Here is a 26195-nt window from a genome sequence, read left to right as displayed (position 1 = left end):
GAGGCATAGCTTTGCGAGGGCCTGAGGATGGAACACCGCTGGAATGTTTGGTTACTGGGCGCAATGGCGGCGGGAGCCCTGCCTATGGCCCTCGCTGCCCCGACCCAGGCCTGGGACCCGATCGCGCCCAACCCAAACGCCGACGCTACAGAAAGTTCTATGCCACCGACCGTACAGCGCCAAGCCTATGACCGCTACCTCCAGGTGATTGAGCGCACTCAGGCAATGGTGAATGACCCGATCGCCCGCCGGCTGGCAGAATCGCTCAATCTCAACGTTCTCAATGTCACTTGGGAAGACACCGGGCGCTTCTACGGCTCCTCCGTTGGCCCCAACATCAGCGACATGACCATTCAGGTGCAGCACCAGGATCCAGTGAGCAGGCAACATCAGCTGCACCTGATGCCCGTGATTCGCCACCCTAACTTTGAAGACATCAGCGCTGACATTCCCCTAGACAGCTTTTTTCTCCAAGTAGGCAACGAGAAAGGCGAAGACCTGCGCCGGGTGGCTCTATCCGAGGTACTGGGCGATCTGCGGAGCTACCTCAACACCCCAGATTCTTGGAGTGGGCGGGGGCGATCGCTGCTTGCCCCCCGGCGCGACAGTCACGTGCTGGTTAGCGCCCAGGCCTGCTTTCTACCAATTCCCCAAGAGGGGCTGGCCACGTTTAACCCGGTGCTGTTTAACTATCAGTCGCGACCCGGCGACCCGGCGGTACTGACCATTCTTGCCACCCGCGAAGGCACTAGCGTCACGGTGATCGACAACCAGCGCGATGGCTTCGAAGCCGGGCAGACCTGGGGTCAGCGCCTCTTTTTCAACAAAAATGGCGAACGAGCCAGCTTTACCGGCCAGCGCCTCAGCGACTTTCAGACGGTGGAGAATCCAGACGGGCGACCGGGAGAAGTCGCTGAGGACGACACCGAGGGGCTGAATATGGTGCTGCTGATTCAGGTACCCCTCAAACAGCGAGCACCGATGAGGCTCTCATCCCCTAACGGCATGGTTTCCATGGCCCCCATGGCCGCTGCCCCCTCGATGGAATCCCGTGGCCCTAGCAATGTGGAAGCTGCCGTTATCGGCCACGGAGCAGTAGAGGGGCCATTTACCGAAATTGACAACTTGGCCATTGAGCGCGACCCAGACTACCCGATTCGGGTCACGGTGCAGTTTTACAAAGCCACCAGCAACGGCGTGGTGTCGGAAGCGGATATGGCCGAAATCCGCGAGCAGATCGATCGCGTCTATGCCGAGGCCGACTACGTGGGCAGCCTAGTGGTGGATGGCCCCAGTGACCGTCCTACCGAGCACGACGGCCCCAAAGATGAGCCTGCCGATTGGTGGCAGCGATTCCGGGAATATCAGCGCAACCTTCGCAATCGCTAGGGTTCAGGAGCGTAGATCGCTTGCACAAAACGATCGCGCCCCGCCAAATCCAAACAAATCTGAATGTCGCGATAGCATCCCTGCGCTTCGAGCAGTGCTTTAACTGCCTCCCCCTGACCCGCCATCATTTCTACCAGCCAGAGCCCGCCAGGCACCAGATAGTCGGAGGCCTGGGCGGCGAGAAGGCGGAGATCATCCAGGCCATCGTCGCCACCATCTAGAGCATCGACAGGTTCGTGATGAATGACTTCGGGTTGAAGTGTCGGCAGCAGCGCCGAGGGAATGTAGGGCGGGTTCGACACCACAGCGCTGAGCTGCCCGCGATAGGCATCCAGCGGTTCAAACCAGGAGCCTTGGTAGAAAGTAACGCGGTTGCTCAACCCTGCCCTGGCTGCGTTCTTTTGGGCGATCGCCAGCGCCTCAACACTAAAATCCACCGCCAAGATTTGAGCCAACGGAAAGGTTTGGGCGAGGCCCAGGGCGATCGCGCCACTGCCCGTCCCCATATCCACCCAAATGCCTTGAGCCAGCTGATCCCCAATGGGACTGCGGGCGATCGCGGCCTCGGCCAGATCAATAATTAGCTCAGTCTCAGGACGGGGAATCAGCACCGCCGGAGACACGGTCAGCATCAGGTCGCGCCAGGGAGTTTCGCCCACTAGATATTGCACAGGAGTGCGATCGGTGAGGCGCTGCTGCCAGCGGCGCTCCAATTCGGCTAGAGAATAGCAAAGGGGGATCGTCGCTCTCTGTTGTACCGTGCCCAGCCTCAGCGCTAGCCGCTCCACATCTGCCACTGCCATTAGCAACCAATCCACTTCGTCAGCGTCAACTTTCGCCACTTGGGCATCTGCTAGCGCCTTGTTGCGCCAAGCCCACAACTCAGCCCCTGAGATAAAATCGCTTTCTGCCATTGACTTCGTGGGTCTTAATTAATGTGCCAGGACAGTGCCAGGTTGCCAGTACGGCCCACCCCCTACTCCCTCACCCCATCACGCCCCTAACGTGTCCACCGAGCCTTAGACCCACGTGCATCTAAATGCACCAGCGCCGGAAACTGGCTGTAGCGCCCCAGCCCCCCCGGCCACCAGGGATCCAGCGCCCAGTAGACCTGATTGCCCGTAAGCCCCACGCAGTAGAAGTCGATGGCGTCACCCACGATGTGACGACTCTCGGAGGCTCCGCCTAACCGGCGGTCAAGCTCGGCAGGGCGATACCAGCTGGTAATCAGAAAGGGCCGACCTATACGATCGCGGGCCTGTTGGGCCAAAACGGCAATGCGCACAATGGCATCCACCGTGGCCTGGTTAGAGGGCATGCGGGCACCGCCACGGGTAGCTTCTGCCCAGGTGAAGTTGCCGTTGGGCACAATGCTGGCATCCAGCTGAATATTATTGGGCGTCCACTGAGCGGGGCGCGGGGGCTGGGGGGCAGGCACTGGAGCGGGCATGGCCTCGGGCGATGAGGGGGCCGCGCGCTCTAGCCGTCGCAGATCTTCAAATAGTGACTGAATTGCAGGAATTCGTCCCTCTAGCCGCCGCCACAGCTGTACCAAGCGAATCAATGCCTCCCGCTGGTCTTCGGTGAGGGTATAGGTGGTGGGAATATTGGCCGCAAAGTCGAGCAGGGCGCGATCGAGGGTGCGGGCGGTCGTCACCAGGGCCGCTGGGTTGTCGGCGTTTTGCGCCAGGTCGTCGGGGTTAACCCCCAACTGCTGAATGGCGGTGGTGCGCGAGTCGAGGCCAAACCAGCGGCGGTAGCCCTCGGTCAGCGCAAAGCGCAGGTCGCCCTGACCGTTGTAGAGATTGGGTATTTTTTGCACAAAGGCGAGCAGCGCCGAGTCAAGGGTCTCCAAGTTCGTTTCATGGGCAAAGGGGTCGTTGGTGAGCAGCCAGGCGATCGCCTCTTCCCGCGCATCCATTGCCCGCCACAGCTGCACCAGGCGAATCAGCGCCTCTCGCTGATTGGGGTAGCCCGCGTAGTAGCGGGCCACCGACTGCATAAAGGCCACCAGCGCATTGTCCAAGGCCGCTTCGTCGGGCACCTGGTCAACCACCGGCACGCTCAAAACGTCGTACACCGCTGCCGCCGTGTTGAGTTGTCGCCACAGCCGCACCGCCTCGACCATGGCCTGACGCTGAAAGTCGAGCCGTCCGTAGTTAGGCGGCACCCGCTCGGCAAAGGCCAGCAGGGCCGAGTCGAGCTGACCCACCGTCTGGGGCAGCTGAGCGCTGCTGTAGTCGGTGCTGATGTCTTCGAGGTAGGCCTGCAAAAGAGCGGCGACATCGCAGGGTTCGAGTTGAGCGGCATCGCGATCGCCCTCCGTTGGTGTAAACCCCTGAGCTACCGCCTGCAAAAAGCGATCGCTGTAGCGCCCCACGCTGGCATCCCAAATGTCAGCCCCGCTCCAGCCTTGCTCAACGAGGCCATTGGTGAGGCTGCGTAGGGTATTGGCTGCGTACTGCACTTGGGTGGCAAAGGTATCGACCTCGCCCATATCCACCTGGTTCACGGGGGCAATGCCCAGGCCTGTTTCGCCGTCGGTGAGCTGGGGTTGGCTGTGCACTGTGTAGAGGGCCGCCAAAATGGGCTTATGCACCCCCGTCCGGCCCCCTTCCGATAGGTAGTAGTAGTTGCGTTGATCGGGTGCTAACGTGCTCATAGCGTGCATTCAGCCACAATGACCTATCCACAGTAACCACAAAGTGTAAACTCGATGGGCGAAGTTCAACCATTACCCAGCCACGGGTTTTCACCCCAGCCCCAGCTGCTGGCCACCGACATGGATGGCACCCTCACCCGCCAGGGCAAGTTTACCCCTGCCCTGCTACAAGGGCTAGAGCAGCTTCAATCGGTAGGTTTGCCGGTGATGATCGTCACCGGGCGATCGGCGGGCTGGGTAAATGGCTTAGCCCACTATCTGCCCGTAGTTGGGGCCATGGCCGAAAACGGCGGCATCTACTTTCCCCACAACGGTCCGCCAGAGCCGCTAGTTGAAATTCCCAACCTGGTCGCCCACCGCCAACTGCTGCAAAAGGCCTTTACCCAACTGCAGTGGCGCTGGCCCAAGCTGCGCGAGTCAGACGACAACCGCTTTCGCCTCACCGACTGGACGTTTGACATTGAAGGCCTGACCCAGGCTGATCTAGATGAAATGGCGCAGCTGTGCCAATCGCTGGCCTGGGGGTTTACCTACAGCACTGTGCAGTGCCACCTGTTCACGCTGGGCCAGTCTAAGGCGGCGGGCTTGCAGCGGGTAGTTGAGCGCTACTTTGCGCCGATCGCCGCCGCTGAGGTCTTGACCGTGGGCGACAGCCCCAACGACGAAAGCATGTTTGACCCAGCCCTGTTTCCCCAGTCGGTGGGGGTGGCCAACGTGGTCGACTATTGGCCTCGGCTCACCCATCACCCCACCTACGTCACCCAGGCAGCCGAAGTGACAGGGTTTTTAGAACTCGTAGAAGCCCTAGTGCAGAATTTTTAGAACTGGTTGGGAGATGACCAGTTTTGTAACAAAAAAAGATGTTGTTCGCTATCGCTGACAACCAGCTCCTATAACGTTGCCAGACGTAAAACATTCTTGAAGTTTTGACCTTGGGGGTAGGCAAGACTTTTACCATGCCAGAGAATGGGCCATGGTTTTCTGCTGACTACTCTGTCAAAGTGTCGTGCTTTGAAGTGTTTCGTTTTGTTGAAATCAAAAAACAATCTGAATATCTAGACCATCTAGGCTAGTAGGGGAGATTGTAGTAATCGGCAAGATGGGGCAATTTTGTAGAAAATACATGTAAAACCAGGCCGTTTAGACTAATCGACGATCTTCGTAATTCCCTTTAGGCAGGGGGTTATGTCACGGAACCGCCCCTTTGCTACTACCTAGAACCTGTTGGCATCGACTGTGCGATTCCCTCTGGGACGGCAAAGCCGATCGCCCCTCCGAGGAACAACTTCATCGCCTCGCGCTCTCTGAGCCTGACGCAAAATTTGACTACCTCTGATCCCGTTTCACTAGCGACAAGGTTGGGATCTTTTTTATCGTCATTCTCCCGTTTAATGCCTGCGTTTTTGTTGTTTAAGGCTATTTCCCTCGTAACTCCCTATGACCATTGCAGCACCCAAAGACAATTCTGTAGCCGCTCCCTTAGATGCCGCCCCTTCAGGGCTTAAGGTGGGTATTCCAAAGGAGGTGTTTGCGGGCGAACGGCGAGTCGCCGCGACCCCCGAGACCGCCAAAAAACTGCAAAAGCTAGGCTTTGAGGTATTGGTCGAAACCCAGGCCGGGGCTGAGGCCAGCTTTACCGACAGCGCTTACCAGGCCGCTGGCTGCACAGTGGTAACTGATACCACAAGCCTCTGGGAAGCCGCCGATGTGGTGCTTAAGGTGCGATCGCCCCAGCACCACCCCGCTCTCGATCGCCACGAGGCCACTCTGCTCAAGCCCGAGCAAACCCTGGTCAGCTTTATCTGGCCCGCCCAAAACCCTGAGCTGCTAGAGCAGCTGGCTGGCCAGGGTGGCACTGTCCTGGCGATGGATTCTGTCCCCCGCATTTCCCGCGCTCAAAAGCTGGATGCCCTCAGCTCGATGGCCAACATCGGTGGCTACCGAGCGGTGATCGAGGCCGCTAGCCACTTTGGCCGCTGCTTTACCGGGCAGATTACCGCCGCTGGCAAAATGCCCCCTGCCAAGGTGATGGTGATTGGGGTTGGCGTGGCTGGGCTAGCGGCGATCGGGGCCGCTAAGAGTTTGGGGGCGATCGTCAAAGCCTTTGACACCCGCCTGGTCGTTAAAGAGCAGGTGCAGAGCCTGGGCGCAGAGTTTCTAGAGCTGCACTTTGAAGAAGACGGCAGCGGCGAAGGCGGCTACGCCAAGGTGATGAGCCCAGCCTTCATTGCCGCCGAAATGGCTCTGTTTGCCCAGCAGGCCAAAGATGTTGACATCATCATCACCACGGCGCTGATCCCCGGCAAACCAGCGCCGCTGCTGATCACCCAAGAGATGGTTGAGAGTATGAAGCCCGGCTCGGTAGTTGTAGACCTAGCCGCCGAGCAGGGGGGCAACTGCGAAGTTACCGAGCCCGGCCAAGTGATCTCCTATAACGGTGTCACCATCATTGGCCTGACTGACCTGCCCAGCCGCATGGCATCTCAGGCTAGCCAGCTCTACGGCAACAACCTGGTGCACCTGCTCAGCGACCTGGGTGGAGCTGAAAAGTTCACTATCAATATGGAAGACCAGGTGATTCGCGCCACCACGGTAATTCACAACGGCCAAGTGACCTGGCCGCCGCCCAAGGTAGAAGCTCCCGCCCCCAGCGTCTCCCCCACCTCCCCTACCTCCCCCGCCGCTGAAGAAATTCCCGCTGCTAAGTCCTGGTTTAGCCAGCTGCTCTGGCCCGTGCTGATTGGCTTAGCCTGTGTGGCTATTGGTCTCTGGGCTCCCGCCTCGTTTATGACCCACTTGACGGTCTTTGTCCTCGCCAGCTTCCTCGGGTGGAAGGTGATTTGGGACGTGTCACCCAGCCTGCACACTCCCCTGATGAGCGTCACCAATGCCATCAGCGGCATCATCATCATCGGCGGCATGCTGCAAATTTCTAACAACATCGCGTCACCGATGACCATCTTGGGGGCGATCGCCCTCTTCCTTGGCACCGTCAACATCGCCGGGGGCTTCATGGTGTCGCAGCGCATGCTGAATATGTTCCACAAGTAGATGATGTGAGGGAGATGAGGAAGGTGAGGGAGATAGGAAAGTAAAACGCCTCATCCTCCTTATCTTCCCCATCCTCCTCATCTTCCCCATCCCCCTTCTCCCCCCGTCCCTTCATCTCCCCAGAAATGGAAAACAACCTCGTAACCACTGCCTACATCGTCGCCAGCGCTCTCTTCATCCTCAGTCTGGCGGGGCTGTCGCAGCCAGAGACCGCTAAGCGGGGCAACCTGCTGGGCATTCTCGGCATGGCGATCGCCTTTGGGGCGACGGCGCTCATTTGTCAGGGCTACCCCGTCCAAATCGGCTCCATCGGCCTCGGTGTACTAGTGGGTGTGCTGGCCGCCGCCCGCGTGGCGATGACCGATATGCCCGAGATGGTGGCCTTGCTCAACAGTTTTGTGGGCCTGGCCGCTGTCCTAGTTGGCTTTGCCGAATACCTCCAGCCCAGTGCTGCGCTCACGGGCACGGATATCACCGTTCACCGGGTAGAAATCTATATCGGCGTGTTCATTGGCATCATTACCTTTACCGGGTCGATGATTGCGGTGGCCAAGCTGCGGGGGTGGGTGCCCAGTCGGGCGGTGCTGCTACCCGCACGCCACCTGTTTACCCTGGGAATGCTGGGGGCGATCGCATTCCTCATCGTGCCCTTTCTCACCGCTACCGGCAGCCCAGGGATATGGATTTTGGCGGCGATGACGGCGATCGCAGGCATTTTTGGCATCGTGATTGTGATGGCGATCGGCGGGGCCGACATGGCGGTGGTGATTTCGCTACTCAACAGCTACTCGGGGCTGGCCTCGGCAGCGGCGGGCTTTATGCTCAACAACGACCTGCTGATTATCACTGGGGCGCTGGTGGGTAGCAGCGGGGCCATTCTCAGCTACATCATGTGTAAGGGCATGAACCGCTCCTTCATCAACGTGGTGCTGGGGGGCTTTGGGGAAACCGCCAGTGGCTCCGGCAAAGCTGCTGCCCTAGTGGGTAGCGCTACCAGCACTACCACGGGTGAAGTCGTCGATCTCCTCGCCAATGCCCAGAGCGTGGTCATCGTCCCCGGTTACGGCATGGCCGTGGCCCAGGCCCAGCATCCCGTAGCCGAAATTACCCGCATTCTCCGCGCCCAGGGCAAACAGGTGCGGTTTGGCATTCACCCTGTGGCGGGCCGCATGCCCGGCCATATGAACGTGCTGCTGGCCGAAGCCAACGTGCCCTACGATATCGTGCTCGAAATGGACGAAATTAATGACGACTTGCCACACACCGATGTGGTGCTAGTGGTTGGTGCCAACGACACCGTCAACCCTAGCGCCAAAAATGACCCCAATAGCCCGATCGCCGGCATGCCCGTGATGGAAGTGTGGGAGGCCGACACCGTAGTGGTGCTCAAGCGCGGCATGTCGTCGGGCTACGCCGGGGTCGAAAATCCGCTCTTCTTCAACGACAATACGCTGATGCTGTTTGGCGATGCCAAAACTAACGTCAACGGCATCCTCGCCCAGCTCTCTACCTCGACGGCTCCCGCCCCCGCCCTCTCAGCAGCCTAGTCGCTGACGAGTAGGTGCTAAGCGTAGAAGCTTCGGAGAGACATACGAGTCAAATGCCCTTGGGCAATAAAAGTTCCCAACGGACATGCCTATCAACCTGCCTCCCAAGTCGTAGGATGGATCAGCACAGCAGGATCTATCCTACGACCTGGGAGTTTTGGTAAGCGGGTATGAAGTTTAAGCGCAGTACGGTAATGCTGGTAGGGGTGGCCTTTTTGTTGGGGGCTGGGGTGCTGATTGCTGAGTCACAGCGATCGCAGTCTCCCGAATCGGCGACTGAGACCGAATCTACAGCGCCCATCCTCACCTTTGAAGAAGCCGACGTTGCCACCCTCACCGTCGATCGCGGCAATGAAACCCTGGTCTTTGAGCAGGGCGACGACGAGACTTGGCAAATGACAGAACCCAACCAAGCTTTGGCTGAACCGGGGGCGATCGCCTTTCTCCTCAGCCGCCTCAATACCGACTCGCCTTTGCAAACCGTCACCATGCGGGCCGACCAAGCCACCGACTTTGGCTTTAACGCTCCCCTCGGCATCGTCACCGTCGCCCTTAAAGACGGCACCGAGCACGAGCTGATTTTGGGTGGCCCTGACTTTAGCGGCAGCGCTAACTATGCTGTGGTGGATCCCGATCCCTGGCCCCCAGCCGAGGAGTCAGAATACTCCGTCTTCGTCGTCACCCGCGATGTGGCCAACGGCATCAACCGCCCTCTAGCAGAGTGGAAGATGCCGGTGGAAACCCCAGCCCCAGCAAATCCGGGGGCCAGTTCAACTCCAGAGAGCAGCACACCAGCGGCATCCCCTCCGGCCCCGGCACCCACTCCGACACCAGCTCCAGCGCCCACTACAGAGCCCCCAGCAAACGAGACTCAGCCTACGCCTGCGCCAACTGCTCCCGCTCCTGAAGCCACCAACTGATTGTCGTTGCGGGTGCTAGGCTAAGCCCACAAATTTGTTTTTACTGCTGACTATGGGCTCTCCCACCGCTATTTTGCTGTTTTCTTGCCCAGACCAAAAGGGTTTGGTAGCCAAGATTGCCAACTTTATCTACGCCAACGGCGGCAATATTCTCCATGCCGACCAGCACCGCGATCCGGAAGCGGGGCTGTTTTTGTCGCGCCTAGAGTGGGAGCTAGATGGCTTCAACCTACCCAGGGAGATCATTGGGCCGGCGTTTGGGGCGATCGCCCAACCCCTCGGCGCTACCTGGCAGCTCCACTTCTCTGACGCCGTGCCCCGCCTGTCGATCTGGGTAAGCCATCAAGACCACTGCCTGCTCGACCTGCTCTGGCGGCACAAAGCAGGCGAGTTCAAGGCCGAGATCGCCCTGATTGTTAGCAATCACCCCCACCTCAAACCCACCGCCGACCAGTTTGGCATCGCCTTTGAGCACCTGCCCATGACCAAAGACACCAAAGCCGAGCAAGAACAGCGGCAGCTAGAACTCCTTAAGGCATACAACATTGACTTGGTGGTGCTGGCTAAATATATGCAGGTGCTCAGTTCAGATTTCCTCAGCCAGTACGATCGCGTCATCAACATTCATCACTCGTTTTTGCCCGCCTTTATGGGGGCCAACCCTTACCAACGAGCCTTTCAGCGGGGGGTGAAAATCATCGGAGCCACTGCCCACTACGTCACCTCCGACCTCGACGAAGGCCCGATCATCGAGCAAGATGTGGTGCGCATTAGCCACCGCGACGACGTGAAGGAATTAATCCGTAAGGGCAAAGACGTGGAGCGCATTGTGCTGGCCCGTGCCGTGCGGCTGCATCTACAAAACCGCACCCTAGTCTACGGCAACCGCACCGTGGTGTTTGCTTAATCACCACAACGTCCTGTTGATTATTTGAGCTTCCTAAACTAGGGTTTTGCCTAGCTTGCAAAATCCCTCTCACCCAAAGTATTGTCGATGCCTACCGTGCTTCAGGTCGGGCCTTACAGCTTTATCTTCTTCAGTTCTGATCGGGGGGAACCCGCTCATATCCACGTTAAGCGCGATCGCCAGATCGCCAAACTTTGGTTAAGCCCAGTTACATTAGAGAAAAATCGCGGTTTCAAAGACTACGAACTCAACAAAATTGCCGAAATTGTCGAGGAAAACCAAGACATTCTTCTAGAGGCTTGGCATGACTACTTTAATCCTTGAAACTGAGCCACTGGCTACATCCGTAGTTATAGACCATGAAAAACTGGTGGTTGAGTTGGCCGATGGTCGCAGCCTAGCGATTCCCTTAGACTGGTATCCTCGTTTGCTGCATGGGTCTCCGCAGGAAAGAAGCAATTGGCAACTGCTGGGCGACGGCTACGCCATAGAATGGCCGGAGCTAGATGAACATATTGGTACCGAAGGCTTATTGGCTGGCAGGCGCAGTAGCGAAAGCCAGCGCTCACTAGCCCGATGGCTAGCAGCTCGCCAAACTTAAATTCTGATTGGCTGGCTTGTCCTACCGATCTTGCCCACCACTGAGCCAGATTTGAATCTGGTTCCAAATGGCGTCGGGGCCGATGCCAAAGAGGAAGTAGAGCGCCAGCAGCAAAAAGGCCACCACCAGCACCGTTTGAATGGTGTTTTTAATCAGCTTAAACACCCAGCCAAACACCACGATCGCAATCACGATCGCCCCGAGTACAATCAGCAGCTCCACGGGTGCCCTCCTATCCCATTGAAACGACAGTGGCTGAGGTCAACGACTCGCTAACACTGGTGGCCTCGGCTCTAGCCCACTGGTCAGCGGCGAGAATATCAGCCAGCACCGGCTGGGTAACGTTGTGGGAGCGGTGGCGATCGCACACACCCTCAATCACCTTGGGAATCTCCAAAAAGTGAATCTTCTCGTCTAAGAATAGCGCCACCGCCTGCTCGTTGGCGGCATTGAGCACAGCGGTCATCGTCCCGCCCGCTCGCCCGGCGGCGTAGGCCAGATCCATACAGGGGTACTTGGCGTGGTCGGGCTCGCGGAAGGTGAGGTCGCCTGCTTTGACCAGGTCTAGGGGCTCCCAGTCGGTGTAGATGCGATCGGGCCAGGAGAGGGCGTAGAGCAGCGGCAGACGCATATCGGGCCAGCCCAGCTGCGCCAGCACCGACGTATCTTGCAGCTCAATCAGCGAGTGAATAATGCTCTGGGGGTGGATGACGATATCGATGCGATCGTAGTCCATGCCAAACAGATAGTGGGCCTCGATCACCTCTAGCCCTTTGTTCATCAGCGTGGCAGAATCCACGGTGATCTTGCGACCCATCGACCAGTTGGGGTGCTTGAGGGCGTCGGCCACCGTTACCTGGGCCAGCTTCTCCACCGGCCAGTCACGGAAAGCCCCGCCGGAAGCCGTGAGCAAAATCCGCCGTAGGCCATCCTTGGGCACCCCCTGGAGGCATTGGAAAATAGCGGAGTGCTCGGAGTCGGCAGGCAACAGCTTGACGCCGTGCTTTTCGACCAGGGGCAGCACGGCGGGGCCACCGGCAATTAGGGTTTCTTTGTTGGCTAAGGCAATGTCTTTGCCCGCCTCGATCGCCGCCAGCGTCGGCAGTAGCCCGGCGCAGCCGACAATGCCCGTCACCACGGCCTCAGCATCACCGTAGCGAGCCACTTCCACAATTCCGTCGTCGCCCGCAAGCAGCTGAGGCATGGGATCGAGACCAGCTAGAGCGTCGCGCAATTCACCCAGCTTGTCGGGATTGCAGATGGCGACGATCTCGGGCTTAAACTGGCGCACCTGTTGGGCCAGCAGCTCTACATTGTTCCCTGCGGCAAGACCCACCAGGCGGAACTGGTCGGGGTGGTGCTCCAAAATATCGAGGGTCTGGGTACCGATGGACCCAGTTGATCCAAGCAGGGTGATGGCTTTCACAGCAATCCTCAGGGTGGGTGAACGCTATCTTTAAGAATCTCACGGCGGGGGCCATGGCCCAAGGTCTTAGCAAAATCTCGTTTTCTGAAGTTCGCTTAAACCCCACGGGGATCAGGGCTAAGCAATTGACAAGATTTGATGACTGTATCGCTATGGATAACTGTAAAAATACAATAGTTGTTAAGATTACTGAGAATCGTTTGCGCACACCCGAGCCTACCCCCTAAACCCCGATGGACTCTGTAGAACCGGTTTCAGCTGAAGTTGTGCAGCAGGTAGCGGAGTATTTCAGCGTACTCAGTGAGCCGATGCGGCTACGAATTCTTAACTTCCTGCGCGAAGGCGAGAAGTGCGTGCAGGAGCTGGTTGAGGCCACCCAAACTAGCCAGGCCAATGTCTCCAAACACCTCAAGGTAATGCTCCAGGCGGGCATTCTCAGCCGCCGCACCGAAGGCACCTCCGCCTACTACAGCGTTGCCGACGAGCTGATTTTTGACCTGTGCGGCTTGGTGTGCGATCGCCTTGCCTGCCGCATCGAGGCCCAGGCCCAGCACTTTCGCAACTTTAGCCTGGCCAGCCGCACCTAGGTTGCTTTATTGGGCGGGTTTCTCGTAGCCAAAATAGGCTTCTAGCACCTTGAGCGCCATGGGGGCAGCCACCGCACCGCCCCCTCCCCCGTGGTGTTCAGCAAAGGTGACGACCACTATTTCGGGGTTATCGAGAGGGGCATAGGCCCCAAACCAGGCGTGGGACAACCCTGGCGGTGCCTCAGCGGTACCGGTTTTGCCCGCAAAGGGAGGAATGTGGCTCACATTTAAAGCCTGGGCAGTGCCGCCAGTGATCACCCGCCGCAGCCCCTGGTGCAAAATGTCAATGGTGACGTCGCTCAGCTCTAGAGACTCTTTCCAGTTGCGGTGCTCTTCGTTATCTTTGAGCAGGTGGGGGGTAACTCGATAGCCATTGTTGGCCGCCACTGCAAACATGCCCGCCACCTGTAGGGGAGTGGCCTGCAAAAACCCTTGTCCAATCGACATGTTAATGGCATCGCCAATCACCCAGGGGGTATCGAGGGTGTCCTGCTTCCAGGCATCGTCGGGCACCAGCCCAGCGCTCTCTTCGGCCCCCAGCTCAATGCCGGTTTTGCGGCCAAAGCCAAAGCGGCGGGTCATTTCAATCAGGGTAGGGCCGCCCAGGCGCATGGCCACCTGGTAAAAAAAGGTGTCGCTACTCCAGGCCATCGCCCCGGTGAAGCCCAGAGGGCCAAAGCCTGCCCGGTTCCAGTCGCCAAACCGAATGCCCCCCACCTGAATGTAGGGATAGGTGGGCAACACTGTGCCCGGATCGTATTTACCCGACTCCAGGGCCGCCGCCGTGGTGACAATCTTGAAGGTACTGGCCGGTGGAAAGGCTTGCAGCGATCGGTTGAGGAAGGGGTGGTCGGCCCCCTGCAGCTGCTGCCACTGGGCCTCAGTAATGCGGGTGGTGAAAATGTTGGGGTCGTAGGTGGGCCAGCTAGCCATGGCCAGCACAGCACCATTGCGCGGGTCGATGGCGACGATCGCCCCCTCGCGGTTACCTAGGGCCGCCTCTGCTGCCCGCTGTAGCTCAAGATCGATGGTGAGCTGAATGTCTTTCCCAGCGACAGCGGGCTTGTCGCCCAAAATACTGATAATTCGCCCAGCGCTATCGACTTCGACCTGCTGGCCACCCCAGGCCCCATGAAGCGTGCTCTCAAAAGCCGACTCAGCCCCCATCTGCCCCACCACATCCCCCAGGCGATAGCCCTGCTCGCGGCGAGCTTTGAGCTGCTCGTCGGTGAGCTCGCCTGTGTAGCCAATCACGTGGGCGGCGAGGTCGCCGTTGGGGTAGTTGCGCACCGCCTCGGCCTCCAGACGCACCCCCGGCAGCTCGTTGCTATATTCGGCTAGGGCCGTGGCCTGGGCCGGGCTAATGCCGCGAGCAATCGTAATCGACTCAATCGACTCGTAGCCTGCCTGCTCTAGACGCTTTTGGATTTCGTTGGGGGGCACTTTAAGCACCTTGGACAGGCGATTGATCACCATTGGCCACTGGTCGCGGGGCAGGGCGATCGGCCAGATTGATATGGTGTGCGACAGGCGACTACCGGCAAGAATTTTGCCGTTGCGGTCAAAAATGGTGCCGCGAGCCGGGCGCTTGGGCACCAGGCGAATGCGGTTGGTGTCGGCTAGCTGACGGTTGCGATCGCCCTCCACCACCTGAAGCTGAAATAGGCGTAGCCCAAAGGCCCCCAGCAGCAGCACCGATACCAGCGCCAGCAAGAACACCGCCTGGAAGCTGCGCCCAACCGTGCGCCCGCGCAGGGTATCGGGTACCCGGGGTAGATTTTGGAGTAGAGCCATACGTGTAAACCCAATCCAATTCCAGAGGTAGAGTTTTGCCGGTGGAAAAGCGACCAATCCCCAGCTGGACTTGGATTAGCCCCTGCGGCAAAATTGGCCAATCACCATTTTATATCGGCCCAAGAGATCTATGCAGGGAAAGCTTGTCTTGCCAATGGGATTGGTCAATGCCCAGCGTAGAGCGCGCCCAAAACCAGCACTTCGGTATTCTGGCTGGCGGCATGGTGTGACCCAATCGGCGTACGGGCTAGATATTCGGGCTGGGGCTGGGCGGATATGACTGGGGCCACGGGCTGCGTTGCCTGGGGTTCTGCAGCGGGGGCCGCAGCCGGATCGGGCATTAGTTCGAAGGGCTGGGGAGGCGGGGCTGACGGAGCCACCAGCGGCGGGGGCGGAATCGCTGACGGTAGGGGAGCTGGAGCGAGATCCACCGGGGTGGGTTCTGCCGCAGGAGCATTGAGAGGCTGGGGCGATCGCGGCATCTCTGGAGTTCCTGCCTCAGCTGGAGCCGCTGTGCCAGGGACGGTGTCAATGCGATCGGGCAGAGGAGACTGCGGCCAGCGCCGGTCGGAGTTAACTGGTGCGGGGGCCATCGGTAGGCCCTCTTCCGGGGGCGAGGTCGTCGCATTTTCAAGGGATGCTTCAGCCGGGGTCTCCACTGGGGCAGCCATCTCTTTGGGATCTCGTGCCTCGGCCTGACGGGCGGCGGCTCGCTCAATAGCGCGCAGGCGAGCCCGCTCGGCAGCCGCAATCTCCCCCTGCCAGCCAGCGATCGCGGCTCTGGCTTCATCGTAGAGGGCGCGGCCGGACTTGATGGCGCTGGCCTCGACAATAGCTTGAGACAGCTGGCCTCGCTGGGCTAGCGATCGCGCCTGGTTGAGCAAAGGCCGATCTTCCATCACCTGGATTTCGCTGGTCCAGATATAGACCCAGCTTTGGGCCTCGCCGCGCAGCGCTCGGTGTAAAGGGATGGCGCTGGCCGCCTGAATCGCCTCCTGTAGGCTATCAAAGGTTTTGGCTCTGGCCAGCTCGTGGGCTTTGACTAGCTGGGGGCGATCTTCTAGTCGCTCAATCTCCTGCCGCCAGTGGGCCACCATGGTTTGGGCCTGCACCCGACGGGGATGCCCCAGGGGCACCTGGGTAGCCTGGCCAATGGCCGATTTTAGCGTCTCTTTAGTGCGCACCTGCCCAATTGCCTGAGCAGTTTGCAGGCGGGCTAACTCGCCCATGTTGTTGCGCCAGCTCATTACGCTCGACTGGGCCTGGGGATAGTAGGGGCTGTCGGCGGGCAGGCGGTTGGCCAACAGCATGGCCTGATAGAGCGTCACCAGCTGGTCGGGGGAGATTCGCCAGGTGGTCAAGCTTTTCTGAGCCATTTGGCGCGCCTGGCTAATCCAAATCAGCTCTTGGGCAACTTTGGCGCGGCTGGGGTTAAGAGCGGCGCTGCGACCCAGAGCGATCGCCGCGTCGAGTTCCGAGGCATACCACTTGTCTTGCCCCAGCTTGAGCAGCAGATCGCTCCAGCTATCGAGGTAGGGCTGCACCTGCTGACGGGCGTAGGTGCTTTCGTCGATCTGGCTGGCGGTGCGCAGAGCAGCTTCGAGGCGATCGCTGCCGCCGGGGACAGCAGTGGCCACCGCCTCACTCAACAGCTCCTGAGCCCGACGCTCCAATCGAATCTGGCTCGACAGGGCCTGCACCTGAGTCACCCGCCAGTGAGAATTATTCAGCTCGCCTAGGGCCAGCATCTGCTGCGAGGCAGTGGGCCAATCTTTTTGCTTGAGCGCAGTTTGGGCCGTGGCCATAATAGCTTCGCCCTGAGCCCACTCGCCCTGCCAGGTCTGCATCGTCTCTTGGGCCGTGGCAAACACCGGGCTATCGACCGGAATGTGGCTCACCAGCGCCTGAGCCTGCTCCATGCTGCCATTGCTGCGCAGCTCCTGTTCAGCGGCCTTGAGCACTACCCACGACCACTGCTCAATCAGAGGCTGCACTTCGTAGTAGAGCGGGTGGCCGGTCGTCCAGCTGCCCGCCAGATCCAGGGCAGTCAGCACATCGGGCAGCTCACCCGACTCAGCCGCGACCTGGGCACAAAATAGCTGAGCGCGATCGGTCGTTACTGAGGCTGTGTTGTCACAGTTGGCGGTGGGAGGCAGATTAATCAGCCAGAAGAACGCTCCTAGCGCCGCGCCACTGGCTGCAAAACAGCTCAACAGAGTAATCATCAGCAGCCGCCAAGACTGGTTGCCGCTCTTGGGCACTGGTACCATCACCTCAGATAGCCCCAGGGCCGAGTCGGCCTCATCGATGATTAGACTAAAATCCTTAGCAACCCCTTCTGCTAGAGGTTCTCCCCGCTGGGGGCCAGACTGCTGTTGACTCAGCATATACCCGTAAGCTCCCGCGCAACCACCTCCTCCACTCTACCCAGAATCAAAGGAAGACGGAAAGCGTCAGTTACGATTTCTTAGCGCTGGCGGGAGATTTGCCTCGGTTTTGTCTTCAAACCTTGAAATGCAGCGTGGCCAGGTAGCTTTAGGCCAAGGACAGCTGACAAAGCCAAAAAACGAGACGCTATCTGGCTCGCCCTAGTCCGCCAGCGTCCACCAGCCTAAGCTGGGGCCAATAAACCGGAGCGTAATCCAAAAAGCGATGATCAGCACGATAGAACCCCAAGTACCCCGGGCGGTCCATTTCATGAACTGCTGCGACTGATCTTTGGTAATTGGCAGCCAGGGCAAAATTGGCTCTGACTGACCGTATTTCTCGCCTAGCTGCTCTTTGCGTCGTTTTGATTCGCCCATGGGTCTACGCCGCTACATGCTCTACTCATCATCAGATTAAATGATTTGACGTCATTCGGGCCCTCGACTTACGACGGACCTTAACTGACAGGGAGACTGTCATACCGGATCTCGTACTTTGGCGAAGATGAATGTGTCTCGTGGTGTGGACGAAAGGTTGGGGCGAATGGTAGATCGAGGCAATGTTCCTTCACGCTGTAGACCTGCCTTTTCCAAAACTCGCGCGGATGCAAGATTTTCTGTGTCGCACGTTGCCCAGATGCGATCAATTTCGGGAAGACTCATTACCCAAGACATCACAGCCCTGACTGCTTCTGTCGCGAACCCTTGCCCCCAATAGCGGCGGTTTAGAACATAACCAAAATCTGCTCTAGGACTCTCTATCCGGCACGCAATCGTCCCCATTGCTGTGTTCTCAGTCTTGGTAGTGATTGCCCAACAAAACTCACTGCCCGATTCCCATTCAGCAGCAAAGCTTTCCAGCGCCTCAATAGAATCCTGAATGTCCTTATGCCTCGGCCAGTCCATATAGCGGGCTACTTCGGAATCACGACCGAATTCGTAAATAGCCGCCGCATCGGCAAGGGATGGGCGCCGTAAAATCAGTCGTTCTGTGATGAGTTGGGTAGGGGCTTGGTGCATGTCATAACACCTAAGGAATATGGTTCAAAGCCGGTGACCAACAGAGCTTGGGTTGCGTTCACCGATCGCCCTGCGGTGTAATCAACGTCCACATTCTAGAATTTCACGGCTCTGCCCTAAGGCCCCCACTGGGTGGGCAGCGATCGCGTGCAGGCCGCTGGGCTCAGTGCTTCTAAAATTTGTGCTCCGTAGCTGCGGTAGTGCACGCGGGTGTCGAGCAGGGCCACGGTGCCTCCATGCAACCGAGAGGGGGCTACAGCCCGCTGCAACTCCGTCACCGCTGTGGGGAAGAGGTACAGCCGAAACCAGTCCTGCCGCCGCCGCTTGTGATAGGCCACGCGCCCGGCCACCATCGGGTTTTCTAGAGAAGGCAGGGGCAGGGTCGCAATAATTAGCACCGCCGGGGGCGGTAACAGCGCCTGGTGCTGTCGCCAAAATGCCCAGCCGCTGACGAGAATGCCGTTGGTGTCGATGGCAGCATTCTCCACCTGCACCCGCGAGCCAAACTCTCCAGCTAGCATTGCCCCCAGCTGACCTTTTAGGGGTAGATCATCCAGCAAGATTACCGTGGGGCCAGAGATTTGGGGACGGGCGACGTTTAGCAGACGGCGAATTTCCTGGTGCAGCACCCCTTGAAATTGGGGGGTGTTGGGCAGGGGCAGTTGGGTGGGCAGGTAGAGCTGAATGGCGTCGTTTTGCCGATTAGGGGTGAACTGGAGGCAGGTGAGATCGCCCAGCCCTAGGCGCTGACGAAAATTTTCGGCCGCTTCGTCAGGGTCAAGGGCAGCCCCAATCAGCACCACCGGCTGGCGGGGCCACACCGAGGTCATAGCGGTGACGAGTTCTACCGGAGCGCAGTGGAGCGTCATTTGGCCGCGATCGCGATCAACCGCAAACCAGAGCAGATGGTCGGGCGGGTTAAACCGCTGCCAGAACTTCGCCCACTGGGGCGGCATTGGCCCCTCGGTTTGGGGCACATTGGCGCGGCTAGCGGTCAGCACCTGGTGTAGGCGCTGGAGCTGCTGGCTATCGCCTTCTTCGAGCAAGTAGCGATGGTAGGGGTTGGCCGGGCGCTGAAAGGCCGCGTGGGTAAGGGCCACGTGGGTGTTTTGAATGAGGCTATGGTGGTCGGGGTAGGCCAGCGCCAGGTGGGTCCAGTTGAGGGTGCCGAGGTCAACGGTGAGCTGCTGGTGTAGCCAAAGTTCGAGGTTGTCGGCATCGTCAATCAGCGTAGGGATGCCGTCAGGGAACTGGTGGCCCCCCTCCAGGCGATCGCCCAGCCAGGCTTCGGGCGTCGTGATTAGCAGCCCGTCAAAACCGTCGCCAGGCCAGCGATCGCCCATCTGCACCGGCTTCCGCAGCCGCAGCTTTTCTTGCAGGCGAGGAATATCAACCATCAGCACCCGCTGGGCTGTGGAGTCAGGAGCCACCACCACCGCCGGGCCAGGCCACATCATCAGCGCAATCAGGTAGCTGAGGCGATATTCGCCCTGATAACCCGATAGGCCGCCCACCTGCATCAACGCGCTGCGCCCCAGCCGCAGCGCCCGCGCCACTAACCGCGCCAGCGTCAGGTGGTGGGGCCAGCTCGGCTCTCCCCATTCCCGCAGCAGCGCGCGCAGTTGTTGGTGTACTTGGGCCTCAATCACGGGGGGAAACGCCGCAGCGCCACGAAAGAATGAATTGGAATGGTTGACGACTGGAGGAAGCGGAGGGTTGCCCGCTCAGCTACAGGCGTTTATTGTCGCATAGATGACTGGTTGGGGTCGCTAGGTATCGCCCCACCGATATGCTGTTAGGGTTTGCTCTGGATACGGGGTTACAGCTATGGAACGCATTGCCATCATTGGTTTGGGCCTAATCGGCGGCTCGTTGGGGCTCGATTTAACTCGGTACGGTCATCCCATCGTGGGCATTGCCCGCCGCACCGCCACTGCCGAAGAGGCTCTGGCGATGGGAGCCGTGACTGAGGCTGGCACCGAGTTGGCGCTGGTGTCCGAGGCCGATGTGGTGTTTATCTGCACCCCGATTGATGCTGTCGTCGATACGGCGGCGGCGATCGCCCCCTACCTATCTGAGGGAGCGGTGGTCACCGATGTGGCGTCAGTAAAAGGAGAGCTTGTACCTAGTCTGGAGGCTTTGTGGCCTGGCTTTGTGGGCGGGCACCCGATGGCGGGTAAGGCCGAGGCCGGGCTGGCGGTCGCGGAAGCGGGGTTGTTTCGCGATCGCCCTTACGTGCTCACTCCGACTACAGCAACGAACCCTGAGGCGTTGGAGCGGGTGAGGACGATCGCCGCCAGTCTCGGCGCTAACCTCTGCCAGTGCCACCCCGACCAGCACGATCGCGCCGTCGCCTGGATCTCACACCTGCCGGTGATGGTCAGCAGCAGCCTGATTCTTGCTTGCCAGGGGGAAGCTGACTCCACTATTCTGGCGCTCGCCCAAACTCTAGCCAGCTCGGGTTTTCAAGACACCAGCCGGGTGGGCGGCGGCGTGCCCGAGCTAGGCACCCTCATGGCCCGCCACAACCGCACCGCACTGCTGGATGCATTGTCTCAATATCAGCACCAGCTAGAGCGGATGAAGGCGCTAATTTCTGCCGAAAATTGGGACGCTGTACACAACACTCTGACCCAAGCTCAAACCGCTCGCCCCGCCTACCTGCTCTAGCGAAAAACCTGAGGTCAAATTAGTTTAAGGATAGCTATTTGCCCTAACTTGTACTTGCTCAAGAAGAGCTTTCACTGTAACAGCATCGGGTGAACCGAGTCTTCTCAAAATGTCCAGGGACTCTTGTAAATAGGAGACAGCAATGGTGAGATCAGGTTGATCATCAGCCAAAAATTCCCCGTATTTCCATAGAGTTTTAGCTTGGCCTAAAACTGCACCAACTCGTTTCAAGATGGCCAAGGACTCTTCATAAAGCTTGTTAGCTTTGTCTACATCTCCTTGATTGGCACTTATGCTAGCTAATTCACGAAGGGTAGCAGCTTTGCCATAGGGGCTGCCGATGCGCTCAAAGATATCTAAAGACTGCTGAAAGAGTTTGCTTGCCTCCTCCACCTGACCCTGCTGAGCTTTGATCTTGGCGATTTCTTTTAAAGTGGCAGCTTTGCCATATGGGTTGCCAATGCGTTCGTCGATTTTTAAGGATTGCTGGAAGAGCGTAATCGCCTCTTCAACCTGGCCCTGCTGAACTTTAATCTTGGCAATTTCGTTGAGAGTAGCAGCTTTGCCATGGGCGTCGCCGATGTGTTCGTAGATGACCATAGATTGCTGGAAGAGCGTAATCGCCTCTTCAACCTGGCCCTGCTGAACTTTAATGCTGGCAATTGCGTTGAGAGTAGCAGCTTTGCCATGGGCGTCGCCGATGTGTTCGTAGATGACCACAGATTGCTGGAAGAGCGCAATCGCCTCTTCAACCTGGCCCTGCTGAACTTTAATGCTGGCAATTGCGTGAAGGTTTCTGGCTTTGCCCTGAGGGTGGCCAATGTGCTCGTGGATGTCTAAGGCCTGCTGGAAGAGCGTGATCGCCTTTTCAATCTGGCCCTGCTGAGCTTTGAGACGTCCTAAACAAGAGGAGGAAACAGCTTTAAGATCAAGATCAATCTGACCGCTCAGCACCAAGGCGGTGTTCAAGCCTTGATTGGCTTGAGCCACACGTCCTAATCTACAATCTAACCATCCCTGCCAAATTAGGTACCTGATTCGAATCGCCACATCACGTTGGGTTTCAGGTTGCCATTCTGATTTGACAAAAATTTGGGTGGTCGGTTTCAGGGCTGCTTGAGCTTTCAGAAATTCCCCAGAGGAGATATAAACAATCCCCAATTCTATTAATGCTTGGACAGCAATACGGAGATCGGTTTTGTTGCGGTTGGCAGCTAGAGGATCAAATTCTTGGGCCAGTTTTTCCAGTAGCTTGATCTGTTCTTGTTTCTCTAGCTGGCTAGCACCGCCCAATAGTTTTCTAGTATGGAGCGCATAGATTGACGCCTCATCCTGCCGGTCGTGGCTGGCGAGAATGCGAAAAACTCCCGATTTCCAGCTCCAAAAGTCGGGCGCAAATTTGATCACCCGATTGATAGCGTAGCTGGGCAGGCAGAACAGCACCGGGTAGGGCACCGAGTCGGCTAAGGCATCGCGCACAAAGTTAAGGTCTTGCAGCACCGGGGGGTAGTCACCAAACAGACCAATCGAGTTCTCTAGCCCCTTCACCAAAATCACCCTTTTAGGATTCACCAGGGTAGAAATAGAGTTGGCAATCTGGTCAATGCGCTGGCTTAATTCATCTTGTAAGTAGGTGAGGCTGGGGTCTGATAAGTCAAAGACATAAAACTCTGTCAAATGGCACTCTAGGCGTTTGCGCAGCACCTTGAGCAAGTCATCAATATCCCTAGGAAAGCTAATTTCTACAAAACCGATGGTGAAACCTTCGGCAAAGTCAATAAACCGAGCCAGTTCTACAATCGTGTCTTCATTTTGGGCTTCCCATGGGGAAACGACCTGCTCTGATTGCGGTGTCTGAGGGGTTGGCGATGGCTGAGAGGGCTTACTACGCCCGAAGAGCTTCCCGAAAGGCATTGGTTCGCCTCACCAGTGGGTTGATGTATTTCCAGGCTTGCAGGTTGTCCAACTGTTCATACTCCAGCACGGTGATGTTGAACAGCATTGACTGCATCATAGCTTGAGCCGCCGGATCGAGCTGAACTCCCTTGTGGCGGTAAATGTCGACCAGCACCGGGTAGTGGTCGCTGGGGATGAAGCGCTCGAAGTGGTTTTGCTCTTTAGCAGCAGCGCGTTCTACATCCGTGGCTGAAATCTTGCTGCCTTGTGCATTCAGACAGGCCGTACGAATGAGCTGCATAAGCTGGCGCACATGCCCACCGCTTAACCGCACTAGCTCATGCAAGATCTCCCTGCTTTCAAAAAGCTGTTCCGTATCAACTCGTTGATCGATGAGGTTGGCCATCGCCTCCAGCCCGTTAGGGTTGTAGGCTAACTCAGCAGGCTCTCGCTCAAACTGGTAAATGTTGACCATAGGCATTACGTTGAGATCACCAAAGACGTTGGCGAAGTTGTTGCCCGAATAAATCACCGAAATGGGGACGGTGTAGATTACGGTGCAGTGCAGCTCGGCCAACTGGTTGGCGTATTTGAGGAACAGGTGTTCACCTACCTGGGGCGGCACCCGATCGAGGTTGTCAAAGATGAAGAGAAAGCCTTTGGTATTAGGCTGTTTTTCTCTGAGCTTTTCAAAGGCATCCTTAAGCAGAGCGTTGGTGTGTTCTTGCAGACGCGAAAACCCCTGCTGCAAGCTTTCACGAATGAGTTTCTTGTGCTTTTCTGACCCTTTGATTTGAGCCAGCAGATTGACGGACATGGCCAACAAGTTGGGAATGCCGCCGCCTACGCCTGCCTTACCCTCTACAGACACAGAGGTTTCTTTAGTGCGCTCGGTTTCCTGAGTAATATCTTTGAACCAGTCTTCAAAGGCTCTGACCAGGGTTGAATCACTGCTGAGCCCCCAGCTTTGTAGAGCTTGAGTCAGATATTTGACGATGACCAGATAAATGTCTTTGTAGTCACCATCGTTAATGTCTAACTCATCAGTAGCTTTGATATAGATGACGTTGTACTGTAGCTCCCACCGCCGTTTGATGCGCTGTAGCTCGGTACTTTTGCCGCAGCCCCGGTGCCCGGTAAAGAGAACGGCAGCGGGTTGTCCAGGGTCAAGAAAATCAAGCCGGTGACTAACGCTGGTAATTGACTGAGCACTGCGTACTGAAGACAGATCTACGTAATAGCGATCAATCGCAGCCCCAGTTAACGCCCCCAAATCGCAAACTTGGAAGGCTTGTTTGAGCGTGGTGGCTCGTTTGCTGGTCATGATGGCAAGGATGGCGGAAACAGCCCTATCGTAACCGCAAACTCTCTATTTCGGTGGATATACCGGCTCTTTGTCGATCACTACCGGCTTCTGGTAGAGCAGTGCCGTGAAGGTCACCGTGGAGCCTAGCCCCTCGCCCATACTGATAAACTGCACTACGCCGCCCATGGCCTCCACCAGACGCTGGGAAATCGCTAGCCCTAGACCCGTGCCGCCATACTGACGGGTGCGATCGCCATCCACCTGGCTAAAGCTCTGAAACAAGCGGTCTTGCTTTTCAAGAGAAACACCAATGCCCGTGTCAGCCACGCTAATTTTGACCAGGCCGGGCCAGGTTTTGCCCTGGTATTCCATCTGTTGGGGCTTCACCTCGGCGCTGATGGTGACACCACCCTCGTGGGTGAACTTGATAGCATTACCCACGAGGTTGATGAGCACCTGGAGCAAGCGCTGATAATTGCCGTTGACGGTAATGTCGTCGCGGGTGGCGGGCAGCAAAATGTCGAAAGCCAGGTGCTTTTCGTCGGCCTGGTGGCGCATGAAGTTTTCCACATCGGCCAGCAGCTCCTTGAGGCTAATTGGCCCCATGTCGATCTGCATTTTGCCCGCTTCAATCTTGGCGATGTCGAGCACATCGTTGATCAGCTGCAAGAGGTGGATGGCTGACTTATGCGCCTCCTCAATAAATTCTTCTTGCTCGGCGGGGTCGTCGGCCATGCCGTCGAGCACAAGTCTGAGAAAGCCAATCATGCCGTTGAGCGGGGTGCGCAGCTCGTGGGAGGTATTGGCCAAAAACTCGCTCTTCAGGCGCGAGGCTTCTTCGGCCTGCTGGCGGGCTTCTTCAGCTTGGCGGCGGGCCTCCTGAAACTCAAGCTGCTTTTCCATCAGGCTGGCGTTGGCCTGCTGGAGTTTGATAGCTAGGGCATGGCTCTCGCCGAATAGGGTGGCGTGGGCGATCGCCGTACCTACCTGATCGGCCAAGTCAGTGAGCAAATTTAGCTCAATGTCTGACCAGGGGCGATCGGGGCGATCGTGGAGCACGATAAAGCCGTTGATGGTGTTTTGGTAGCGAGTGGCCACCGCTACGATAGACGGGTCAGCGGGCTGCCGCTGCGGCACCACCGCCACTGACGACTGAGCCGCAGCACTGAGGCAAGGTGTTTCGGCTAGCGTCCACACCTGCCCCTGCCAGCTGGGCAAATCGCCCAACCGCGTATACTCAGCGGTCACTGTGGCAGCCTGAGGAGTCATGTTGGGGATAGCGTCGCAGCTGCACACTAGGCAGCGGTTCACCCCAAACAAGTCGCCCAGACCCTCTACCGTCTGCTGACGAATAATTTCTAGATCCAGCGTCCAGCGGACGTTGCGGGTAATTTGGGTGAGCCGGGGCGAGTAGGTTTGCAGCTGGGCGCAGGCCCCAGGCAAGTTCTCCTGGACCGCAGCGGGAGCTTCTACGGTTCGCAGCCAGGGAATGCCAGCCAACCCGTGCGGGTCAGCCAGGTAGCCTGTGGCGGCAATGCGAAACAACTGGCCGTCTAGGCCAATTAAGGGTTGAAGCACCCACTGCACATCAATGCTGTGGGATCCCAACGGGCAGCGTCCTGGCAGCTGCACCGGTTCCTGGCGGGTAGCTAGGCTTTCGAGTGCCTGACCCAGGGTATGGGGAGTAGCAAAGGAGACGATTTCGGCCAGCGATCGCCCCACCCAGTTAGCTGTTAGCGCCTCTGGCAGAGCTTTGTTCCCCACAGTTTGAATTGACTCCACCACCGCCGCAGGGCTGAGCACCATGATCCAGGCGGAAATAGCATCCGCTGGGCTGGCCGCCGCCAAGGTCGAGAAAGAAGGTCGCGATCGCATAGGGGTAAGAGGCCGGAACGCTCCCATGTTAACCAACGGATCGCACCAATGGCTCTAGTTGGGATGGATCTTGGAAGGGTTTAGAGTGTCAGGTATAGGGTTTAAGGGGTAGCCTTAA

Annotated in this window: 22 protein-coding genes; 10 read left to right on the top strand and 12 right to left on the bottom strand. The window is 58.1% G+C overall.

What is annotated here, in order from left to right:
- Positions 1-84 precede the first annotated feature (84 nt).
- Positions 85-1389 carry a hypothetical protein gene (locus H6F57_RS13445; protein ID WP_199289496.1) on the top strand — a complete coding sequence of 435 codons (1305 nt, stop codon included), beginning with the start codon at positions 85-87 and terminating at the stop codon, positions 1387-1389.
- Here the strand turns inward: H6F57_RS13445 and prmC are convergent.
- Positions 1386-2303, bottom strand: coding sequence for a peptide chain release factor N(5)-glutamine methyltransferase (prmC, locus tag H6F57_RS13440; RefSeq protein ID WP_190624986.1), 918 nt, complete (start codon positions 2301-2303; stop codon positions 1386-1388). The two genes, H6F57_RS13445 and prmC, sit on opposite strands and share 4 nt — an antisense overlap.
- 86 nt (positions 2304-2389) lie before the next feature.
- Positions 2390-4051 (bottom strand): D-Ala-D-Ala carboxypeptidase family metallohydrolase, encoded by a 1662-nt coding sequence (locus tag H6F57_RS13435; protein ID WP_190624987.1) that lies wholly within the window; start codon positions 4049-4051, stop codon positions 2390-2392.
- 54 nt (positions 4052-4105) lie between these two features.
- Here H6F57_RS13435 and H6F57_RS13430 point away from each other — a divergent pair, with 54 nt between their 5' ends.
- The 7 genes from H6F57_RS13430 (at position 4106) to H6F57_RS13400 (ending at position 11077) form a co-directional block, all read left to right on the top strand.
- A complete protein-coding gene (locus H6F57_RS13430) occupies positions 4106-4873 on the top strand; it encodes an HAD family hydrolase (protein WP_190624988.1) in 768 nt (255 codons plus the stop codon).
- A 615-nt stretch (positions 4874-5488) separates the two neighbouring features.
- Positions 5489-7102 (top strand): Re/Si-specific NAD(P)(+) transhydrogenase subunit alpha, encoded by a 1614-nt coding sequence (pntA, locus tag H6F57_RS13425; protein ID WP_190624989.1) that lies wholly within the window; start codon positions 5489-5491, stop codon positions 7100-7102.
- Between the two features lie 125 nt (positions 7103-7227).
- Positions 7228-8649, top strand: a complete 1422-nt coding sequence (locus H6F57_RS13420; protein ID WP_190624990.1) for an NAD(P)(+) transhydrogenase (Re/Si-specific) subunit beta — start codon at positions 7228-7230, stop codon at positions 8647-8649.
- 170 nt (positions 8650-8819) lie between these two features.
- Positions 8820-9569: a hypothetical protein gene (locus tag H6F57_RS13415; protein WP_190624991.1), complete on the top strand. Its 750-nt coding sequence runs from the start codon at positions 8820-8822 to the stop codon at positions 9567-9569.
- A gap of 52 nt (positions 9570-9621) precedes the next feature.
- A complete protein-coding gene (purU, locus tag H6F57_RS13410; protein ID WP_190624992.1) occupies positions 9622-10476 on the top strand; it encodes a formyltetrahydrofolate deformylase in 855 nt (284 codons plus the stop codon).
- 87 nt (positions 10477-10563) lie between these two features.
- On the top strand, positions 10564-10800 hold the full coding sequence (locus H6F57_RS13405; protein ID WP_190624993.1) for a DUF4160 domain-containing protein: 237 nt from the start codon (positions 10564-10566) through the stop codon (positions 10798-10800).
- Entirely contained in the window at positions 10781-11077 is a 297-nt protein-coding gene (locus H6F57_RS13400; protein ID WP_190624994.1) for a DUF2442 domain-containing protein, read from the top strand. The genes H6F57_RS13405 and H6F57_RS13400 overlap by 20 nt, the downstream gene beginning before the upstream one ends.
- A gap of 21 nt (positions 11078-11098) precedes the next feature.
- Here the strand turns inward: H6F57_RS13400 and H6F57_RS13395 are convergent, their stop codons facing one another.
- Complete coding sequence (locus tag H6F57_RS13395; protein WP_190624995.1) at positions 11099-11299, bottom strand: hypothetical protein; 201 nt, start codon at positions 11297-11299, stop codon at positions 11099-11101.
- 10 nt (positions 11300-11309) lie between these two features.
- Positions 11310-12503, bottom strand: a complete 1194-nt coding sequence (dxr, locus tag H6F57_RS13390; RefSeq protein WP_190624996.1) for a 1-deoxy-D-xylulose-5-phosphate reductoisomerase — start codon at positions 12501-12503, stop codon at positions 11310-11312.
- Between the two features lie 233 nt (positions 12504-12736).
- Between dxr and H6F57_RS13385 the strand changes: the two genes are divergently transcribed.
- On the top strand, positions 12737-13090 hold the full coding sequence (locus H6F57_RS13385) for a metalloregulator ArsR/SmtB family transcription factor (RefSeq protein ID WP_190624997.1): 354 nt from the start codon (positions 12737-12739) through the stop codon (positions 13088-13090).
- A 6-nt stretch (positions 13091-13096) separates the two neighbouring features.
- On the opposite strand, the gene mrdA is transcribed toward H6F57_RS13385, so the two are convergent.
- The 5 genes from mrdA to H6F57_RS13360 form a co-directional block, all read right to left on the bottom strand.
- Positions 13097-14884, bottom strand: coding sequence for a penicillin-binding protein 2 (mrdA, locus tag H6F57_RS13380; RefSeq protein WP_190624998.1), 1788 nt, complete (start codon positions 14882-14884; stop codon positions 13097-13099).
- 164 nt (positions 14885-15048) lie between these two features.
- On the bottom strand, positions 15049-17271 hold the full coding sequence (locus H6F57_RS13375) for a hypothetical protein (protein WP_190624999.1): 2223 nt from the start codon (positions 17269-17271) through the stop codon (positions 15049-15051).
- A gap of 201 nt (positions 17272-17472) precedes the next feature.
- Positions 17473-17688 carry a DUF2839 domain-containing protein gene (locus H6F57_RS13370; protein ID WP_190625000.1) on the bottom strand — a complete coding sequence of 72 codons (216 nt, stop codon included), beginning with the start codon at positions 17686-17688 and terminating at the stop codon, positions 17473-17475.
- Positions 17689-17787: 99 nt separating this feature from the next.
- On the bottom strand, positions 17788-18330 hold the full coding sequence (locus tag H6F57_RS13365; protein ID WP_190625001.1) for a GNAT family N-acetyltransferase: 543 nt from the start codon (positions 18328-18330) through the stop codon (positions 17788-17790).
- Positions 18331-18446: 116 nt separating this feature from the next.
- A complete protein-coding gene (locus tag H6F57_RS13360; RefSeq protein ID WP_190625002.1) occupies positions 18447-19979 on the bottom strand; it encodes an ATP-dependent DNA helicase in 1533 nt (510 codons plus the stop codon).
- A 178-nt stretch (positions 19980-20157) separates the two neighbouring features.
- On the opposite strand from H6F57_RS13360, the gene H6F57_RS13355 reads away from it, so the two are divergent.
- The gene (locus H6F57_RS13355) at positions 20158-21000 is read left to right on the top strand and encodes a prephenate/arogenate dehydrogenase (protein ID WP_190625003.1); all 843 of its coding nucleotides are present in this window, start codon (positions 20158-20160) and stop codon (positions 20998-21000) included.
- A gap of 24 nt (positions 21001-21024) precedes the next feature.
- Here the strand turns inward: H6F57_RS13355 and H6F57_RS13350 are convergent, their stop codons facing one another.
- The 3 genes from H6F57_RS13350 to H6F57_RS13340 all read right to left on the bottom strand — a co-directional run bounded on the left by H6F57_RS13350 (position 21025) and on the right by H6F57_RS13340 (position 26077).
- A complete protein-coding gene (locus H6F57_RS13350) occupies positions 21025-22704 on the bottom strand; it encodes a tetratricopeptide repeat protein (RefSeq protein WP_313933551.1) in 1680 nt (559 codons plus the stop codon).
- A gap of 181 nt (positions 22705-22885) precedes the next feature.
- Positions 22886-24220, bottom strand: a complete 1335-nt coding sequence (locus tag H6F57_RS13345) for an AAA family ATPase (RefSeq protein WP_190625005.1) — start codon at positions 24218-24220, stop codon at positions 22886-22888.
- Positions 24221-24265: 45 nt separating this feature from the next.
- The gene (locus H6F57_RS13340; protein WP_190625006.1) at positions 24266-26077 is read right to left on the bottom strand and encodes an ATP-binding protein; all 1812 of its coding nucleotides are present in this window, start codon (positions 26075-26077) and stop codon (positions 24266-24268) included.
- Between the last annotated feature and the right edge of the window lie 118 nt (positions 26078-26195).

Source organism: Leptolyngbya sp. FACHB-60, from assembly GCF_014695775.1.
Classification (GTDB): Bacteria; Cyanobacteriota; Cyanobacteriia; order Phormidesmidales; family Phormidesmidaceae; genus Nodosilinea.
This window is presented reverse-complemented; position numbering and strand designations above follow the sequence as displayed.